The 18,771-nt window shown below is 45.9% G+C and carries 18 protein-coding genes; 13 read left to right on the top strand and 5 right to left on the bottom strand.

Annotated features, from left to right (window positions below):
* Nucleotides 1-45: 45 nt before the first annotated feature.
* Genes gcvP through GJU87_RS15810 form a run of 3 tightly spaced genes read left to right on the top strand, consistent with a single transcriptional unit; the run spans nucleotide 46 to nucleotide 3,983 of the window.
* Nucleotides 46-2,916 (top strand): aminomethyl-transferring glycine dehydrogenase, encoded by a 2,871-nt coding sequence (gene gcvP, locus GJU87_RS15820; RefSeq protein ID WP_153640375.1) that lies wholly within the window; start codon nucleotides 46-48, stop codon nucleotides 2,914-2,916.
* A gap of 45 nt (nucleotides 2,917-2,961) precedes the next feature.
* Nucleotides 2,962-3,780, top strand: coding sequence for a 4-(cytidine 5'-diphospho)-2-C-methyl-D-erythritol kinase (gene ispE / locus GJU87_RS15815; protein ID WP_153640374.1), 819 nt, complete (start codon nucleotides 2,962-2,964; stop codon nucleotides 3,778-3,780).
* Nucleotides 3,781-3,824: 44 nt separating this feature from the next.
* Nucleotides 3,825-3,983, top strand: a complete 159-nt coding sequence (locus GJU87_RS15810; RefSeq protein ID WP_153640373.1) for a hypothetical protein — start codon at nucleotides 3,825-3,827, stop codon at nucleotides 3,981-3,983.
* A 106-nt stretch (nucleotides 3,984-4,089) separates the two neighbouring features.
* Here the strand turns inward: GJU87_RS15810 and GJU87_RS15805 are convergent, their stop codons facing one another.
* From GJU87_RS15805 to tgt, 4 genes are all read right to left on the bottom strand, one after another.
* On the bottom strand, nucleotides 4,090-4,410 hold the full coding sequence (locus GJU87_RS15805) for a biotin/lipoyl-containing protein (RefSeq protein ID WP_153640372.1): 321 nt from the start codon (nucleotides 4,408-4,410) through the stop codon (nucleotides 4,090-4,092).
* Between the two features lie 33 nt (nucleotides 4,411-4,443).
* The gene (locus GJU87_RS15800) at nucleotides 4,444-5,988 is read right to left on the bottom strand and encodes an acyl-CoA carboxylase subunit beta (protein WP_153640371.1); all 1,545 of its coding nucleotides are present in this window, start codon (nucleotides 5,986-5,988) and stop codon (nucleotides 4,444-4,446) included.
* Between the two features lie 177 nt (nucleotides 5,989-6,165).
* Nucleotides 6,166-7,266, bottom strand: coding sequence for an LptF/LptG family permease (locus tag GJU87_RS15795; RefSeq protein ID WP_153640370.1), 1,101 nt, complete (start codon nucleotides 7,264-7,266; stop codon nucleotides 6,166-6,168).
* A gap of 36 nt (nucleotides 7,267-7,302) precedes the next feature.
* A complete protein-coding gene (gene tgt, locus GJU87_RS15790; protein ID WP_153640369.1) occupies nucleotides 7,303-8,433 on the bottom strand; it encodes a tRNA guanosine(34) transglycosylase Tgt in 1,131 nt (376 codons plus the stop codon).
* Between the two features lie 150 nt (nucleotides 8,434-8,583).
* Here tgt and GJU87_RS15785 point away from each other — a divergent pair, with 150 nt between their 5' ends.
* The 3 genes from GJU87_RS15785 to rsmG are packed head-to-tail and all read left to right on the top strand — an operon-like array spanning nucleotide 8,584 to nucleotide 10,951.
* Nucleotides 8,584-9,711: a glycosyltransferase gene (locus GJU87_RS15785; RefSeq protein ID WP_153640368.1), complete on the top strand. Its 1,128-nt coding sequence runs from the start codon at nucleotides 8,584-8,586 to the stop codon at nucleotides 9,709-9,711.
* Nucleotides 9,712-9,719: 8 nt separating this feature from the next.
* Nucleotides 9,720-10,322: an RNA polymerase sigma factor gene (locus GJU87_RS15780; RefSeq protein ID WP_228492022.1), complete on the top strand. Its 603-nt coding sequence runs from the start codon at nucleotides 9,720-9,722 to the stop codon at nucleotides 10,320-10,322.
* Complete coding sequence (gene rsmG, locus GJU87_RS15775; protein WP_228492021.1) at nucleotides 10,319-10,951, top strand: 16S rRNA (guanine(527)-N(7))-methyltransferase RsmG; 633 nt, start codon at nucleotides 10,319-10,321, stop codon at nucleotides 10,949-10,951. Before GJU87_RS15780 ends, rsmG begins: the two co-directional genes overlap by 4 nt.
* Nucleotides 10,952-10,960: 9 nt before the next feature.
* On the opposite strand, the gene GJU87_RS15770 is transcribed toward rsmG, so the two are convergent.
* Entirely contained in the window at nucleotides 10,961-12,130 is a 1,170-nt protein-coding gene (locus GJU87_RS15770) for a hypothetical protein (protein ID WP_153640366.1), read from the bottom strand.
* Nucleotides 12,131-12,303: 173 nt separating this feature from the next.
* On the opposite strand from GJU87_RS15770, the gene GJU87_RS15765 reads away from it, so the two are divergent.
* The 7 genes from GJU87_RS15765 (at nucleotide 12,304) to dnaB (ending at nucleotide 18,756) form a co-directional block, all read left to right on the top strand.
* Entirely contained in the window at nucleotides 12,304-12,459 is a 156-nt protein-coding gene (locus GJU87_RS15765; RefSeq protein ID WP_153637024.1) for a hypothetical protein, read from the top strand.
* A gap of 20 nt (nucleotides 12,460-12,479) precedes the next feature.
* A complete protein-coding gene (gene rpmH, locus GJU87_RS15760; protein ID WP_106540482.1) occupies nucleotides 12,480-12,638 on the top strand; it encodes a 50S ribosomal protein L34 in 159 nt (52 codons plus the stop codon).
* Nucleotides 12,639-12,809: 171 nt separating this feature from the next.
* The gene (mqnE, locus tag GJU87_RS15755) at nucleotides 12,810-13,940 is read left to right on the top strand and encodes an aminofutalosine synthase MqnE (RefSeq protein ID WP_153640365.1); all 1,131 of its coding nucleotides are present in this window, start codon (nucleotides 12,810-12,812) and stop codon (nucleotides 13,938-13,940) included.
* Between the two features lie 174 nt (nucleotides 13,941-14,114).
* Nucleotides 14,115-14,918, top strand: coding sequence for a PASTA domain-containing protein (locus tag GJU87_RS15750; RefSeq protein WP_153640364.1), 804 nt, complete (start codon nucleotides 14,115-14,117; stop codon nucleotides 14,916-14,918).
* Nucleotides 14,919-14,928: 10 nt separating this feature from the next.
* Nucleotides 14,929-15,984 (top strand): RluA family pseudouridine synthase, encoded by a 1,056-nt coding sequence (locus GJU87_RS15745; protein ID WP_153640363.1) that lies wholly within the window; start codon nucleotides 14,929-14,931, stop codon nucleotides 15,982-15,984.
* A gap of 11 nt (nucleotides 15,985-15,995) precedes the next feature.
* The gene (locus GJU87_RS15740) at nucleotides 15,996-16,988 is read left to right on the top strand and encodes a D-alanine--D-alanine ligase (protein ID WP_153640362.1); all 993 of its coding nucleotides are present in this window, start codon (nucleotides 15,996-15,998) and stop codon (nucleotides 16,986-16,988) included.
* Nucleotides 16,989-17,193: 205 nt separating this feature from the next.
* Complete coding sequence (gene dnaB, locus GJU87_RS15735) at nucleotides 17,194-18,756, top strand: replicative DNA helicase (protein ID WP_153640361.1); 1,563 nt, start codon at nucleotides 17,194-17,196, stop codon at nucleotides 18,754-18,756.
* Nucleotides 18,757-18,771: the final 15 nt, after the last annotated feature.

The raw sequence follows: 18,771 nt of genomic DNA, 5'->3' as shown, positions 1-18,771 counted from the left end.
ACCTTAAAATTGTGTCGGGATATAATAAACTAAAATTGACTAGCGATGGCAATCGATAAATTTGTCAACCGCCATATAGGACCCCGCGAGCATGACTTAGACGAGATGCTTCGGGTTATCGGCGTAAAATCAATGGACGAGCTGATCGATCAGACTGTTCCGTCCAATATTCGTTTGGAAGAATCGTTGAATTTGCCCAACGGTTTGACCGAACGGGCTTATTTCAAAAAAATAAGAAAACTGGCTGCCAAAAATAAGGTCTTCAATACCTACATCGGAATGGGGTACTACGACACAATAACCCCGGCAGTTATTCAGCGCAATATTCTCGAAAACCCGGTTTGGTACACTTCCTATACGCCTTACCAGGCAGAAGTTTCGCAGGGACGTCTCGAAGCATTGTTGAATTTCCAGACAATGGTTTGTGAAATGACAGCCATGGATTTGGCGAATGCTTCATTACTCGATGAAGCTACCGCTGCCGCGGAAGCCATGTCGATGATGTATGCTACCCGTAGTCGTGGAAAGCAGAAAGCCGGAGCGAATGTTTGTTTCGTCGATGAAAACGTCTGGCCGCAAACTCTCGATGTGTTGCAAACCCGTGCCGAGCCGCTGGGAATTGAATTGAAAGTTGGTGATTTTTCACGCGATAAGATTGAAGAGAATTGGTTTGGAGCCATCGTGCAATATCCCAATTTGAAAGGTGAAGTCGAGGATTATAGCAACTTCACCAGCCGCCTGCACGACAACGATTGTAAAATTGCGGTTGCGTCCGATCTGTTAGCGTTGGCTTTGATTACGCCTCCGGGTGAATGGGATGCCGATGTGGTGTTTGGTTCCGCTCAACGTTTTGGAGTTCCGATGGGATATGGTGGACCTTCTGCTGCTTTCTTTGCCATTAAGGAAGATTACAAACGTTATATGCCTGGCCGCATTATCGGCGTGTCGAAAGACGCTACCGGAAAGCTGGCCTTGCGAATGGCGCTGCAGACCCGTGAGCAGCATATCAAGCGTGAGCGCGCAACTTCAAATATCTGTACAGCACAGGCACTGCTGGCGACAATGGCCGGAATGTATGCTGTTTATCACGGACCGGAAGGCATTCGCGGTATTGCCGACAGAGCTCACAGCATTGGTGTTTTGCTGGCAGATGAGATTACCAAACTTGGATACAAGCAGGAAAATGCCAATTTCTTCGATACCATTCGTATTTCGCTTCCGCGACACGTGAAGAAAGAAGATATTGAGTGGCTTTCGCTTGATTTGGAGATGAACTTCCGTTATTTCGAATCAGGTGAAGTGGGCCTGAGTATTGATGAAACGACCAACCTGGAGGACATTAACTGGATTTTGGAAGTTTTTGCGAAGGCAGCTAACAAGCGGATTCCGGTTATCGAGGAGATTCCTGAGAATTCGAAGATTGATAAGAAATACAGTCGTAAATCGGAGTACCTGGGGCAGGACGTCTTCAACAAGTATCGCTCCGAAACCGAGATGGCACGTTACATCAAGCGGTTAGAGAAAAAAGATATTTCGCTGGTACATTCCATGATTTCGCTGGGCTCGTGTACCATGAAGCTGAATGCGGCTACTGAAATGATTCCGCTAAGCTGGATTGAGTTCAACGGAATCCATCCGTTTGTGCCGAAAAACCAGGCGATGGGTTACCACGAAATGATGGAAGAACTGCGTCGCGATTTGTCTGAAATTACTGGTTTCGATGATATTTCGCTGATGCCGAATTCGGGTGCTGCAGGCGAATACACCGGTTTGATGGTGATTCGTGAATACCATAAAAGTCGTGGAGAAAGTCATCGTAATGTGGTGTTGATTCCTTCTTCAGCACATGGAACCAACCCGGCCAGTGCAGTGATGGCAGGTATGAAAGTGGTGGTAGTTCCTTGCGATGAAAAAGGTAATATTGATCTGGAAGCTCTTCGGGCGAAAGCTGAAGAATACAAAGATAATCTGTCGGCCTTTATGGTCACTTACCCGTCAACGCACGGAGTTTTCGAGTCGGCGATTGTTGAAATGTGCGACATCATTCACAAAAATGGTGGTCAGGTGTACATGGACGGTGCCAACATGAACGCCCAGGTTGGATTGACCAATCCGAAGCGAATCGGTGCCGATGTTTGCCACCTGAACCTGCATAAAACTTTCGCCATTCCGCACGGTGGAGGTGGACCCGGTGTTGGCCCGATTGGTGTAGCTAAGCATCTGGTGGAATTCCTGCCTTCGCATCCGGTGATGAATAACGGACACGTAGGTTTGCATGCTGTTTCAGCGGCTCCGTGGGGAAGTGCTTCGGTGTTGCCCATCACGTACGGGTACATCAAAATGCTTGGGGCTGACGGCCTGACGCAGGCAACCAAAATTGCTATTTTGAATGCCAATTACATTGCTTCGCTGCTGAAAGACAATTACGGTATTTTGTATACCGGCGAAAAAGGTCGGGTGGCACACGAAATGATTTTGGAATGTCGTCACCTGAAGACCTCGGCTGGTGTTACCGAAGCCGATATTGCCAAGCGATTGATGGATTATGGATTCCACGCGCCCACGCTCTCATTTCCGGTACACGGAACACTGATGGTAGAACCGACAGAGAGTGAATCGAAAGAAGAGCTCGATCGTTTCGTCGAAGCCATGAACAGTATCTTCAGTGAGATTAAGGAGATTGAAGAAGGCAAAGCGGATGCAAATGATAACGTACTGAAGAATGCACCGCATACAGCTGAAGTATTGATGACCGATGACTGGAAGCACAGCTACTCTCGTGAAAAGGCAGCCTATGCACTCGAATGGCTAAGAGATAATAAATTCTGGGTGCCAGTCAGCCGGGTTGACGATGCTTATGGCGATCGGAACCTGATTTGTACCTGCGAACCACTGGAAAGTTATATGGAAGAATAAACTCATAAATCCGGGGAAACTTCCCCGGATTTATTTTGCTAACCTATGATAGTATTTCCTAACGCCAAAATAAACATCGGCCTGAATATTCTGCGAAAGCGGGACGACGGTTACCACGAACTGGAAACCGTATTCTATCCGTTGAAACTACAAGACGGTTTGGAGTTTATTGAGAACCATGCCGGAGAAGTTCGTTTCAGCAATAGTGGAATTGAAGTTGGTGGTGCCGCGGAGAATAACCTGGTGGTGAAAGCGTACCGAATGCTGGCGGCCGATTACTCGTTGCCGGGAGTCGATATTCATCTGCACAAAGCGATACCGTTTGGAGCAGGTCTAGGCGGTGGCTCCTCCGATGCTGCTTTTATGCTCAAAGGCCTGAATGACTTTTTCGGGCTGAATATCGCCTCAGGGACGTTGATGTCGTATGCAGCAAGGCTTGGTGCAGATTGCCCTTTCTTCCTTGAAAATATCCCCTCGTTTGCGTCCGGAATCGGAGAGAAGCTGGAGACTCTTCCGCTGAGTTTAGCGGGATGGCATCTGTTGCTGGTGAAACCTCCGGTTGAAGTAGGAACCAGGGAAGCCTATGCCGGAGTTCATCCCGGGATACCTGAAGTTCGTTTGAGAGAGGCCATCCGGCAGTCGGTCAATAACTGGCAGGAAAGCGTTGTCAACGATTTTGAAACCGGAATTTTTAGGCGTTTTCCCGAAATCGAAGCAGTTAAAGAAAAGCTGAAGGAGCGGGGAGCCGTTTACACCTCCATGTCGGGGAGTGGTTCGTCGGTTTTCGGATTATTCCGTGCTGAGCCTATGTGGCGTGATATCGATTTCCCGGAAGGGAGCTTTCTCTGGACGGAAGTATTCTAGTTTTTGTCTATAGGGGAGGTCAGCTGCGAATCGTTCCGGATGCGTTGCTTCGCGTCCGGCGTGAGTTGCTACAGGTCGGTCGTGCATTGCTTCAGGTGCGTGACGTGTTGCTACAGGTCCGTTATGGATTTCTTCGCGTCAGTCGTGTGTTGCTACATGTTGGTTATGCCTTGCTATCGATAGGATTGGCTGCTTTTGCCTGAAAACTTATCTGTCGTTGTGAAAGTGAGTGGTAAGAATTTTGAAAGGGGATTTATTCCCCGGAAGGGAAAAATAAAAAGCTGCCCCGATTGAGGCAGCTTTTGTTGTTTATTCGATGGTTACCATGATAACATCTTTGGCAATCCTGACACCTTCTTCGACGTGAATCTCTTTTATTTTTCCATCGAAGGGCATCTCGATTTTATTCTCCATTTTCATGGCTTCAAGAATCAGAAGGCATTCACCTTCTTTTACTTCTTGTCCGGGGGTTACACACATCTTTAAGACGGTTCCCGGAATATAGGAACGAATCTCATTCGGATTTGGGCGTTCCCATTTTTTTCGAGTTTCAAACTTCTTTGTGTAGAGTGTTTTATATTTGGCACTATTCACCACAAAGGTTTGATATTTTGGTGTACTTTCTTCCATTTTGAAAGGATTTGGTTAACAGAAAATCCCGTTTTAGAACGGAGGAATACCATGTTTCTTCGCCGGACGGGCATCCACTTTGTTGTCGGAAAGTGACAGCGAGTGAATCAATCGGGCACGGGTTTCAGCCGGCTCAATTACTTCGTCGATGTAGCCTTTGGCAGCGGCCACAAACGGGTTGGCGAATTTCTCTTTGTACTCTTCGATTTTCTGTTTCCGAACTTCGTCCGGATTTTCTGCTTCAGCAATTTCCTTACGGAAGACGATATTGGCAGCACCTTCTGGTCCCATCACAGCAATCTCGGCAGTTGGCCATGCGAAAACAAAGTCGGCACCCAGGTGGCGCGAGTTCATTGCAATGTAACCTCCACCATATGCTTTACGCAGAATAACGGTGATTTTCGGAACGGTCGCTTCGCTATAAGCATACAACAGTTTGGCTCCGTGGCGAATGACACCAGCGTGTTCCTGATCGACGCCAGGCAGGTAACCAGGCATGTCTTCGAGAGTGACAATCGGGATGTTAAATGAGTCGCAATAGCGGATAAAACGAGCGGCTTTATCGGAGCTGTCGCAATCGAGTACCCCGGCCAGGTATTTGGGCTGGTTGGCCACAAAACCCACAGTCTCGCCTTTGATACGTCCAAAACCGATAACGATGTTGCGAGCGAAATTCTCCATAATCTCGAGGAACTCGCTACTATCGCTTACCGCGCGAATGATATCGCGGATGTCATACGGACGCCTCGGATCGGACGGCACAATCTCTTCCACATTGAGTGAAGAGGTTGGTTCCTGTGGCGGGAATTTCCGTGCTTTCTGCGTATTATTCCACGGAATAAATGAAATCAGGCTTTTGATCTGGTCGAAGCATTGATCCTCGCTTTCGGCAAAGAAATGGGCATTACCGGTAATTTCGCTGTGTACCCGGGCTCCCCCAAGCTCCTCCATACTGATTTCTTCGCCAAGCACTGTTTTGATAACACTTGGTCCGGTGATAAACATCTTGGAGATGTTTTCCACTACAAATACGAAATCGGTTAAAGCGGGAGAATAAACGGCTCCACCGGCGCAAGGGCCGAGGATAACTGAAATCTGCGGAATAACGCCGGAAGCTTTGGTGTTCCGGTAGAAAATCTCACCGTAACCGGCGAGCGAGTTGACACCTTCCTGGATGCGGGCACCACCGGAGTCGTTGATACCGATGATCGGAACGCGCATTTTCAGGGCGTGGTCCATGATTTTGGTGATTTTACGGGCATGCATCAAACCGAGTGAACCACCGGCTACGGTGAAGTCCTGTGCATAAATACAAACAGGTTGATTGTAAATAGTACCTGTCCCGATGATAACACCATCGCCGTGCAACACCTTTTTGTCCATGTCGAAATCACGAGCAGTGTGCTCAACAAAAAGATCGTACTCGTGGAAAGAATCTTCGTCCAGAATAGACATGATTCTCTCACGGGCCGTCTTTTTACCCATGGCCACTTGTTTTTCGATGGCTTTTTCACCACCCCCCAACTGTACCTCTTGCTTACGTTTACGGAGGTCCAGGATGTTTCTTTTTAATGACATAGGTTACGATTTAAATTCAAGATCATCTTGAAAAGCCAGGATGATCACCTATAAAGTTCATCTACTTCGGGGGGCAAAATTATAAAAAAAATGCCGGGAAAGAGCACGAGCCAACATTAAATGACATCTCTATCTATTTAGATATCAAAAAATTGAATAACAGTTTTTATTGTTCGATTATTTGGATGCCCACCTGTATAAGAAGATAGCTATAATGGAATACAGGAGGTTGGGTATCCAGACCGCAATAAACGGATCCATCCCTCCCTTGGTGGCAAAAACGGTCGATACCTGGAGGAACATAATGTAAGAAAAGCTGAGTAACAGTCCGATACCCAGGTGGAGTCCCATTCCACCCCTGATTTTCCGCGAAGCGAGTGCTGCACCGATGATCGAGAGGATAAATGTGGAAAATGGTCCGGATGTTCGTTTATGTTTTTCGATTTCGTACTGCACGACATTGTCCACACCGCGCAACTTCAAATCCTCGATGTAATGATTCAACTCCCAGTAGTTCATGGTCTCTTCGAGGTTCTTTTGCCGGCCAAAATCTTCCGGTTTCATTCGGAGGGTGGTATCAATTACCGCACCCGATGTGATTTTCTCTGTCGGTCCGCTCAGGTCACGAATGTAGTAGTTGTGAATCACCCATTTTTTCTTGTCGCGGTCCCACTTCACATAATCGGAGATCAGTTTCGAAACCAGTTTGTGATCTTTGAATTTCTCGATAGAGAATTTATATCCTACATCGTTTTTATTGTTGTAGTTCCGCATGTAGATATAGAGTCCCGGTTCCAACTGCCTGTGGATGTTTCGGTCCTGGTTATTGTATTCTCCTTTCAGGTATTTATTGGTGAAATCGATACGAATAGTATTGGCTGGCGGAATGACAAAATTTCCCAATGTCCACGACATTAAAGCGATAATTCCTGCACCGATCATATAGGGGCGCATCAATCGTTTGTATGTTACTCCACTGGCGAGGATGGCAATAATTTCGGAGTTGTAAGCCATCTTCGAGGTAAAATAAATAACCGCGATGAAGGTGAACAGACTACTGAACAGGTTCGCAAAGTAGGGAATGAAATTCAGGTAAAAATCGAAAACAATTGCGCGCAGCGGAGCATGGCGACTGATAAACTCGTCGATGTGCTCGGAGATGTCAAAAACAATCGAGATACCAATAATCAGGGCAATTGCCAGGAAAAAGGTACCCAAAAACTTTTTGATGATGTATACGTCAATTTTTTTTAAATATGGTTTTGACAGTAGCTGCATGCGACTAAGCGTATTTTCTGCGAATTTAATAGTAAACTACAAACGACGACTCACTTTTTCCACCATTACATTCTTCCATTGTTTGAATGTTCCTGCCTTAATCTGTTCACGGGCTTCACCAACCAGCCAAAGGTAGAAGGCCAGGTTGTGGAGACTTCCGATTTGCGCACCCAGCATTTCTTTTGCCTGGAACAAGTGCCGCAAATAAGCCCGCGTGTAATGATGATCAACAAACGAGGTGCCATTCGGGTCGACCGGTGAAAAGTCGTTCTCCCATTTCTTATTCTTGATGTTGATAATGCCTTCGCTGGTGAATAACATTCCGTTTCGTCCGTTCCGGGTGGGCATCACGCAATCGAACATGTCCACGCCTCTGTCAATGGCTTCCAGAATATTGACCGGCGTACCGACTCCCATCAGGTAGCGGGGTTTGTCTTCCGGAAGAATTTCATTCACGACTTCAATGGTCGAATACATATCTTCCTCTTTTTCTCCTACCGAAAGACCGCCAATGGCATAACCGTCACGTTCAAACGAGATGACATGCTCAGCCGCTTTTCTTCTCAATTCCGGATAAATTCCACCCTGAACAATAGGGAAGAGCGTTTGGTCGTAGCCATATTTGGGGTCCGTTTTATCGAAACGTTTGATGCAACGTTCCAGCCAACGCTGGGTAAGCTCCAGCGACTTTTTGGCGTAATCGAAATCCGAATCTCCCGGAGGGCATTCGTCGAAAGCCATGATGATATCGGCACCAATGGTCCGTTGAATATCAACCACATTTTCCGGCGTAAACATATGTCGGGAACCATCGATGTGCGACTGAAATTTGGCTCCTTCTTCCGATAGTTTACGAATATCGCCCAGCGAGAAAACCTGGAAACCGCCGCTATCAGTCAGGATGGGACCGTCCCAGCCGTTGAATTTGTGCAAACCTCCAGCTTTTTCAATGGTATCCATGCCCGGACGAAGATACAGGTGGTAGGTGTTTCCCAGAATAATCTGGGCGTTTACATCATCTTTCAGATCCCGAAAATGGACGCCTTTTACCGAGCCAACCGTTCCGACAGGCATAAAAATCGGCGTTTCAATTTCGCCGTGAGCAGTATAAAGTTTTCCCGCACGGGCTTTGGTTCCCTGCAGTGTATATTGTAGTTCGAACTTCATTACCAAAAATTGTGACGCACAAAGATAATTATTATGGTGTAATATCCCCGGAGACCTTATGATTGAGATATGTGAAAAAAAATTAACGATATGTAGGTATTATACTCCGTCATTATCTATTTTTGGGAGACTCGGAAAACCAAAAGAATAATGCTGACAGATAATCTTACATTTAGTTTGGTGGAACTTATCGGAATGGCTGTTTTGGCAATAGGAACGCTTATTCAGTTGGTTTATCTGATTTCGCTCGCCTCATTGATCTTTCGAAAGAAGCAACAACCTTCGTCAGAGAAGCCTTCGGTTTCGCTGATTATTACTTCCCGGAACTATGCCGAAGAATTAAAGGAAACTTTGCCGCCTCTGCTGGAACAGAATTACCCGAATTACGAAGTCATAGTGGTTGACGATTGCTCGACCGATCATACGGATGCCGTGTTGAGGGTAATGAAAAGCAAGTATCTACAGTTGAAGACAACCATCGTGAAACAGGAAACTGATTTTGCCAATGCGCTGGCGTTGACAGTTGGTATTCGGGCTGCCACCAACGATTGGTTAATCTTCCTCGATCCGCAGGTGGTAGTTCCCGGCTCAGGCTGGCTCGATGCCTATTCTGCTTATCTCGAACCGGGAAAAGATATTGTGTTTGGATACGTTAATTACTCGCGTACTTCCGGTTATGGAAGATGGTGGACGCGTATTGAGAATTTCACGCTGGCACTTCGATACGGTCCGGCGTGGTTTTTCGGATTACCGATGCCTATTTCGAATATTAACCTGGCTTATCGCCGGAAATATTTCCTTGAAAAGCGGGGATTTGCCGCTCAACTGGATACACCTTTCGGTGAAAACGAAATGTTCGTCAACAAATTATCGCGTAAGAAGAATTCTGCAGTGGCCTTCGGTGCTGCCACTTCTGTGGGTATTTCAGGTCCGCTGATGTACTATGACTGGATGAACTTAAAAAAGAAACATTTGTTATTAAGAAGAAAATTTTCTGTATCCCAGCGGTTTTATTTATCGCTTGATATGGTAAGCAGGATTTTGACAGATGTTGCCTTGCTGGTTCTTCTGGTTATATCACCTTATCGGTTTTGGATTCTGGGCATATGGGCATTTCGGTTTTTGCTGGAATTTATCCTGATGATAGTTGCCTCGAATCGTTTGGGTGATAGAGGATTGGTGTTGCGAAGCTTTCTGTACAGAACCTGCCTGCCGCTGATTAATGGTTGGATGAGCTGGAGACAGCACATTGCGGCGGAGAGGAAGAAATGGAAATAAACCCCAATTTGTCAGAGAATGCACGTAGAGACCTTGAGCTTGTAAAGCTGGCAAGGGAAGGGGACGAGTATGCTTTTGCGCGGTTGATGAACCGTTATAAAGATGCTATTTATTTTATGTTGCTAAAAATGGTTAATAACCGCGCCGATGCGGAAGATTTAACCATCGAGGCTTTTGGAAAAGCTTTTACCAATCTTCATCAATATTCACCCAAGTTTGCTTTTAGTACCTGGTTGTTCCGGATTGCCTCAAACAATGGGATCGATTTTCTGCGTAAGCGAAGAGCCAATACGGTTCCGCTGGAGAATCCCGATACCGACCGGAAAGATTCGGAATACAATCCGAATTTCAAATCAGAAACACTTTCGCCCGAAGAAAAATATATTCGTCAGCAGCGTGCCAATATTCTTCGCCGGATGGTGAGTCGCCTGAAGCCGCGTTACCGCATGTTGGTCGAACTCCGATATTTCAAAGAGTATTCGTATGACGAAATAGCAAAAGAGTTAAATTTGCCCCTTGGAACCGTCAAAGTGCAGCTCTTTCGTGCCCGCGAAATGCTGTTTAACCTGTTGAAGAAAACCGAAATGGGTTCCGATAAAACGGGCAAATGAGCATCGCAATGGAGATTATTCAGAAGTACTTTCCCGATTTAACACAGGAGCAATACGACCGTTTTGCCCGGCTTGGAGCGCTTTACCGTGAATGGAACGAGAAAATTAACGTGATTTCCCGGAAGGATATTGACGAGCTTTATATCCACCACGTTTTGCATTCGATGGCCATTGCCAAAGTGATAAATTTTGTGCCGGGAACGCGCATCATGGACGTAGGCACAGGAGGCGGTTTTCCGGGAATACCATTGGCTATTTTATTTCCGGAAACGGAATTCTTATTGGTTGATTCGATTGGTAAGAAAATAAAAGTGGTGAATGAAGTAGCGGCAGCATTGGGATTAACGAACGTGAAAGGAGTTCATACCCGTGTTCAACAGGTGAAAGAGCCTTTCGATTTCGTGGTTAGCCGGGCCGTAACAGCTTTCCCGAAGTTTGTGGCGATGGTTCGGAAAAACATAGCCAAAGAGCAAAAAAACGCACGTCCCAACGGAATCATTTATCTCAAGGGTGGCGACTTTGCCGATGAAATAAAACCATTCCGACGGGACGTGGAACTATATTCGATTGCTGATTTTTTCAGCGAATCTTTCTTCGAGACCAAAAAAGTGGTCTGCCTTTCGCTTTAAGTTTTCCGGTTAATAAATAAACTGCCGGTTATTTCTGATGACATTGGTAATTGCCAGCTTCAATTTATCGGTTCCTTCATAAACCATATCGAGGTTGGATGGGAAAGGCATCGCTTTTACCTGGCATTTTTTCTTCGATTCTTCGCTGAGTGCCCCCAAATCACCAACAGCGCGAGCCCATGAATGATCGAAATCGAGGTTGGTGCCAATAGGTACTTTTCGAAGTAATTTCGACGGATTATTCTGCAGGTATTCTACCACGCCGTTCACCTGGCAGGTCTTATGCTGATGGGTTTCGATAACCGTACACTTCAACTCTTTGTATTTTTTGATTTTAATGTCATTGCCAAGGGAGTCTTTCATCACGTTGCCGCGGCTGTCAAGCGCATAGTTCCAGCCATCTTCCACCTTCTTTTGTTCGGTGTAATCTTTTTCTTCCGATTGGTCGGGAGAAATCTGGATATTGTTCAGATTGACATTGACGTAGTAGTCATACTGCATCTGCCGGTCCATATCGCGGAAATCATACTCCACCCAGTCACTGTTTAATCCACTGTTATCAATAGTCAGCAGATTGTCCATGAATTGGGGCGAAAACTTTAAGTGGGTATTGTTGATGGCCTGGACCAGAACACGGCTCATTCCCTTATCATGGGCTTCTGCCATTTTTTGATCGATATCGGTGTAATCTCCGGTGTACTCTTTCACTTTAGCGAATTCTTGATAAGCTTTCCGGAAAGATTCTTTGTCGCCGTTTTGCATCAGTTTGTTACCGTGAGCGTAAAGATAATCAGCCGCTTTTCTTTTCGATGCGATGAGTTTCTGGTCATAATCCACCAGCGGGTAATTGTAAACTTTCCCGTTGTAACGGAATGGCGTAACCGTATTTACCAGCGCCTGGCGGTTTTTCAAACGGCGGTAGATATCCACTGCTTCATCATAGTTTCGCGGACTCCCTTCCTGCTCGAGGAATTTAACCCGTTCCAGGTCTTGTTGGTTGGCCAGCTTATAAGCCCGGTCGATGGTTGCCATCAGTTCCGCTTTGCGGGGCGACTTGAGTAGTTTATGCACGGCTTTTCCAATCGCCGCATCGTAGTTTTGATTGGCCAGGTATTTCTTCGGCGATGCACAAGAGGTCACCAGCAGGACGAAGAACAGTAAATAATGCAAGTTTTTCATTGGGTGTTTTTTAAGCACGTTTTTAAGAATGTCTCTTTTCATACGGGAAAATCAAAAAACAATTTGTCAATTGAATTGTCTTGATTCGCCTGTATATAACATATAGTATGCCATAAAACTTAACGGGCGTAAAGATAAAATATTTTACAGGCCATTTTTGAAACATATCAGGGATGAAATTTGTCCCTCAAAATAATATATTTGCAGCGTCTGTCTGGCTGGAAATTATTGCCGGAGAAAAAGCTATAAAAAACCCGATTCGTTTGGAGCAAAGAAAAAAAGAGTTAATTTTGCAGTCCGAATTGGCAAGGAAGTACAAAAGAAATTAAACAGTAAAATATTTTCAGAGATGAAAAGAACATTTCAGCCGCATAACAGGAAAAGGAAAAACAAACATGGTTTCCGTGAAAGAATGGCGACTGTAAACGGTCGCAAAGTTCTTAAAGCTCGTCGTGCGAAAGGTCGGAAAAAACTGACTGTTTCAGATGAGCCGCGTCACAAGAGATAATGAACATTATTTTCGAGTACGATATACGGAAGGTAAGGAGCTAATACTCTTTACCTTTTGTTGTTTATGGCCGATGTTGGCCTGTTTTTTAGCGGACACCAAGGTATTTTTTTGTACTTTAGTCGCTGATTCCGGGAAATCCGGACGTATAATTCAGAAAAACTGGAAATCATGCAAAACAGTGATGTTTTCTCTCTGCTGAAGACCACCGTATCGAACAGCAGATTACTGGATATAGCTGGAAAAGCACTTAATGGAGAACGTATTACTTTCGATGAAGGAGTTACACTTTATCAGGAAGGCGAGATTCCTTTTTTGTCGATGTTATCCAATGCAGTGCGTCAGCGTATCAATGACGAATATGTCTATTTCAATCGCAACTTTCATATTGAGCCGACGAATATTTGCGAAAGCCACTGCTCATTTTGTTCCTATCGTCGTGACAATGGTGAAGAAGGAAGCTGGGAACACAGTTTGAACGATATTCGGCGCAAATCCGAAAGTTATGTAGGGAAAGATATTACGGAAGTACACATCGTGGGTGCTGTACACCCCAACCGCGATCTTTTCTATTATGCCGATTTAGTTCAAACGGTCAAGTCGGTATTGCCTGATATTCATATCAAAGGCTTCACAGCTGTTGAGGTGGATGCGATGATTAAGAAAGCAGGACTATCGTTGGAAGAAGGATTGCAGACCCTGAAAAAAGCCGGTTTGGATTCGATGCCGGGTGGTGGTGCTGAAATTTTTGATGAAAAGACGAGAGCCCGTATCTGCCCCGACAAAACCGATACAGCCGGTTGGTTGAAGATTCATGAAACGGCGCACAAGCTGGGAATTCCGAGTAATGCAACCATGCTTTACGGATTGATTGAAACTTACGAGCACCGCGTCGATCACATGAATCGTTTGAGGGAATTGCAGGACCAGACCCATGGCTTCAATACCTTTATTCCGTTGAAGTTCCGTCATTCCAATAATGCATTCTCGCATATTGCTGAATCGACAACATTGGAAGATTTGAAAAACTACGCGGTTGCCCGGATTTTCCTCGACAATATTCCACACCTGAAAGCCTACTGGCCGATGATTGGAAAATCGGTAGCTCAGTTGTCACTTGCTTTTGGTGTTGATGATTTGGACGGAACCATTGATGATTCGACAAAGATTTACTCGATGGCGGGTGCTGAAGAGCAGAATCCGTCTGCTTCGACCGATGAGTTGGTTAAAATGATTAAGACGGCTGGTAAAGTGCCTGTCGAACGCGATACGTTGTACAATATCGTTCGTCGTTTCGATTAATTGCACTGAGAATTTATCAGCAAAGAGATATTGAAACCGGAGCGTGAAATTTTCATCCAATGATGAAGATACACGCCTTCGGTTTTTTTGTGGGCAACAGGTGCGATAAATTTTTACTTTTCGACTTTAGGATTAATTTTGTTGCAAGGTCATATTCACCCTAGATAAGAAGATATGTCATTCCGAAAATTTCTGAAAAGCAAGGTTTTTTGGCTGAATGTAATTCTGGCCGTTGTGCTTACGCTTATTTTGCTGTGGTTGACGATGTATGCGCTGTCGAAGTATACGCATCACGGCGAAGCATTTCCAACTCCAAATCTTACCGGACTGGAGCAGACGGATTGGGAAAAAGTAGCCAAGAACAAAGATATTGACGTGGTTATTCGTGATTCGGTGTACCACACCGATTTCTCGCCGGGTTCGGTGATTGAGCAGATGCCCAGGAGTGGGCACTACATTAAGGCGGGACGCACGGTTTATGTAACCATTGCAGCGGTTAAGCCGGAAATGGTCCAACTGCCTAAGTTGACCGATGTTTCGTTACGGGAAGCCCGGGTATTGCTTCAATCTAAGAGTCTGAAATTAGGCGATGTGACCTTCAGCCCTTCGGAGTTCAATAATTTGGTGCTTGCGCAGAAGCTGCACGGTTCCAGTATTGATCCGGGTATTCTGGTTCCCCGGGGAACAGCTATCGATTTGGTTGTAGGAAAGACCATGGAGAATAAGCGGACGGTTGTACCCGATTTGACCGGATACACATATGATGAAGGGCGAAAAATTTTGCAGGATGTGTCTTTGACGGTTGGTGCTGTTATTTACAGCAAAGATGTCAAGACAGAGGAAGATTCGACGAATGCGGTCATTTGGCAGCAATCGCCGGAATTTAACAGGCACGAAGGTGTCGAAATTGGCCATTCGGTCGATCTGTGGCTGAAGCTTCCGGTTGACAGCCTTTCTTCGGGCGACGATAATAAATAAGGAGTTTTTGATGACAGAAAAGAATTTGCCGGTAGATGATCGGGACGAGCAGGATGACGATAATGAAATGTTTGAGCATTACCGGCTCACCGTCGATCCGGGGCAGAAGCCTTTGCGCATCGATAAATTTTTAGTCAACCGCATCGATACCGCTTCCCGCAGTCGGATTCAGTCAGCTGCCGAAGCCGGTAGTATTCTGGTGAATAATGTCTCTGTAAAAGCCAACTACAAGGTAAAGCCCGATGATGAGATTTCCATTGTGATGGATTACCCGCGTCGCGAGCTGAAAATTATTCCGGAAGATATTCCGCTCGACATCGTATACGAAGACGACGACTTGCTGGTGATTAATAAACCGGCCGGATTGGTGGTTCATCCCGGGCACGGAAATTATTCCGGAACACTGGTGAATGCATTGGCCTATCGCTACAAGGACTTGCCGCTTTACGGCGGCGACGATCCGCGCCCGGGACTGGTGCACCGCATCGATAAAAATACGACGGGATTGTTGGTTGTTGCCAAGACCGAAATGGCTAAGAATCATTTGGCAGCACAGTTTTTCAATAAGACAACCAAGCGAAAGTATAACGCCATTGTTTGGGGAAACCTGAAGGAGGACGAAGGAACAATTGAAGGTAACATCGGCCGTAGTTTGAAAAACCGGCAGGTGTTCACGGTTTTCCCGGAAGGAGATTATGGCAAGCCTGCCGTGACGCATTACAAAGTGATTGAAAAGCTTGGGTACGTCAACCTGGTCGAATGTGTACTGGAAACCGGACGCACGCATCAAATCAGGGTGCACATGCGCTACATTGGCCATCCGCTGTTCAACGATGACAATTATGGCGGCGATAAAATTTTGAAAGGAACCACCTTCACGAAATACAAGCAGTTTGTGGAAAACTGTTTCCAGCTTCTTCCCCGGCAGGCGCTGCACGCTAAAATGCTGGGATTTATACACCCGCGTACCGGTGAAGAAATGATTTTTGATTCGGAATTGCCTGAAGACATGACGCAGGTAATCGAAAAGTGGCGAACCTATATTTCAAACAGAAACCAGTTTTAATCGTAACCGGAATGACAAAGAGAAACATTGCAGTAGTGGTTGGCGGCGATTCGTCGGAGTATGTAGTTTCGATGAATAGTGGCGCCAATGTGATGAAATCAATCGATCGGGAGCACTTTACACCGTGGATGGTAAAAATGAGGAACGGTGTGTGGGAAGTGATTGACGGTGAAACGAAGATCGCCAATGTCGATAAGTCGGATTTCTCATTTTCGGTTGATGGTAAAAAGATTCAGCTTGAATATGCTTATATCATCATTCACGGTTCTCCGGGCGAGAATGGTATTCTGCAAGGTTATTTCGATCTGATTGGTATTCCGTACTCTTCGAGCGATACCGAATCGTCGGCGTTGACATTTAATAAATTCTATTGCAATAATTTTCTCCGGACATCGGGAATTGAAATGGCGCGTTCGTTTCATCTCGTGAAAGGAGATGACTATGATATTGATGTGATTCTGTCGGAATTGGGATTGCCCATTTTTGTAAAGCCAAATGCGGGTGGGTCCAGCTTTGGTATCACGAAAGTAAAAACGGCTGATGAGCTGAAGCCTGCTATCGAAAAAGCATTTGAAGAGGATGATGAAGTACTGGTCGATGAATTTATCTCGGGAACCGAGTTCACTTGTGGTCTGGTGAAAATCGGCGAAAAAAAGCTGGTTTTCCCGGCAACCGAAATTATTCCCAGGAACGAGTTCTTCAATTACGAATCGAAATATGTAGCCGGAATGGCCGAAGAGATTACTCCGGCCCGGATATCGGAAGAGGCGATGCTGGAAATTCAGGCGCTGTCGTCCCAGATTTATGACCTGTGTGGCTGCAACGGAATTGTTCGTATCGACTTCATCCGGCACGAGGGACGTTTCTATTTTCTCGAAGTAAATACCATTCCCGGCATGACCGGAACCAGCTTTATTCCACAGCAAGTAGAGGCCATGGAGCTCGATTTGAAAGAGTTATTAACAGAAATCATCGAAGAGGGAATTAATAAGGCTAAAGTGTAGTTATCAACTGAAATTGTTCACATCTTGTTGACAACTCTGTTTACAGGGTGTTTACGGTGTTGGTGATTTCTTGTGAGTAAATAGGTAACGTGCTGATAGAACGCACATGTACTGCCGATGGTGGATAAAATATCCCATATGACATGGTCGGAATCGTTATTTTTGAATCTTTGCAGACCCAAGAACGCACTAATTTTTAAGTTAAATGGCTGGCGAAAATTACAATAACCGCAATAAAAACAGAGGTAAGTTAACACTGGATCAACTCAACGCGCAATACGGTAAAATACCGCCGCAAGCGCTCGAGGTAGAGGAGGCCGTATTGGGAGCGCTCATGCTCGAGCGGGATGCTTACATTGCTGTGGCGGATATTTTGAAGCCCGAAAGTTTTTATAAGGAGGAGCATCAGAGAATTTTCAAAGCCATCCAGGATTTAAGTGCCAACGAAAAACCGGTCGACTTGCTCATGGTAACGCAGGAGCTGAAGAACCGGGAAGAGTTGGAAGAAGTTGGCGGCCCGCTTTACATTACGCAGCTGACCAGCAAAGTAGCCTCCGCGGCGCACATTGAGTTTCACGCTCGCATCATTGCGCAGAAGCACATCCAGCGTGAACTCATTCGTATTTCCACCGAAATCCAGACCAAGTCGTACGACGATACCATGGAACTGGAGGATTTGATCGATTATGCCGAAGGTTCTTTGTTCAAAGTAACCGAAGGTAGTATCACCAAGGAATCGCAGCCTATTAAGCCTATTTTGAGGGAAGCCATCGAACAGATTGAAGAGAACTCGAAGAAGGAAGAAGGACTGAGCGGTGTTCCTTCGGGCTTTACGCGTCTGGATAGGATGACTTCCGGTTGGCAGAAAACGGACCTGATGATTATTGCTGCTCGTCCGGCGATGGGAAAAACAGCTTTTGTCTTGTCGATGGCCCGTAACATGGCCGTTGATCACCATGTGCCTGTCGCTGTATTCTCATTGGAGATGTCGTCGATTCAGCTGGTGAATCGATTGATTGCTGCTGAAACGGAACTGGGTTCAGAAAAACTGAAGACCGGCCGGTTGGAAAACTGGGAATGGGAACAGCTGAACCGCAAAATAAAAAACTTAGAGGAAGCCTCACTTTTCATTGACGATACACCCGCACTTTCCATTTTCGAGTTCAGGGCAAAAGCCCGGCGTTTAAAGATGCAACACAACATCGGCATTATCATTGTCGACTATTTGCAGCTGATGACAGCCGGTTCGGAAGGAAGAGGAAGCCGAGAACAGGAGGTGAGTACGATTTCACGTAACCTGAAAGCGATAGCGAAAGAGGTGGATGTGCCTATTATCGCGTTGTCGCAGCTGAACCGTTCGGTTGAATCGCGCGATGGAAAACGTCCGCAGCTTTCCGACCTTCGTGAATCGGGTGCGATTGAGCAGGATGCGGATATGGTTATGTTTATTCACCGCCCGGAATATTACGGCATCACGGAAGACGAAAGTGGTAATTCCCTTATCGGGATGGCTGAAATTATCATCGCTAAGCATCGTAACGGCGCCGTGGGTGATGTTCATTTGGCATTTAAGAGCCATTTGGCGCGCTTTAGTGACCCCGATGAAGAAAGTCTAGGAACCATGCCTGAAGATTTGGGAAATGGGCAGGTTGGTGCTCGTTTTAGTTCAAAGATGAACGAAGACGACAATGGTCCGTTCGAAAAGAGTTTGGGCACACAAGGCTTCCCGGCTGCCGGCGGAGGTCTCGACGACGAGACACCTTTCTGAGAAGGACTTCTCAAA

The sequence above is a fragment of the Prolixibacter sp. NT017 genome, from assembly GCF_009617875.1.
Classification (GTDB): Bacteria; Bacteroidota; Bacteroidia; order Bacteroidales; family Prolixibacteraceae; genus Prolixibacter.
The sequence above is the reverse complement of the archived record's forward strand: the minus strand, read 5'-3'. Positions and strand labels throughout refer to the sequence as shown.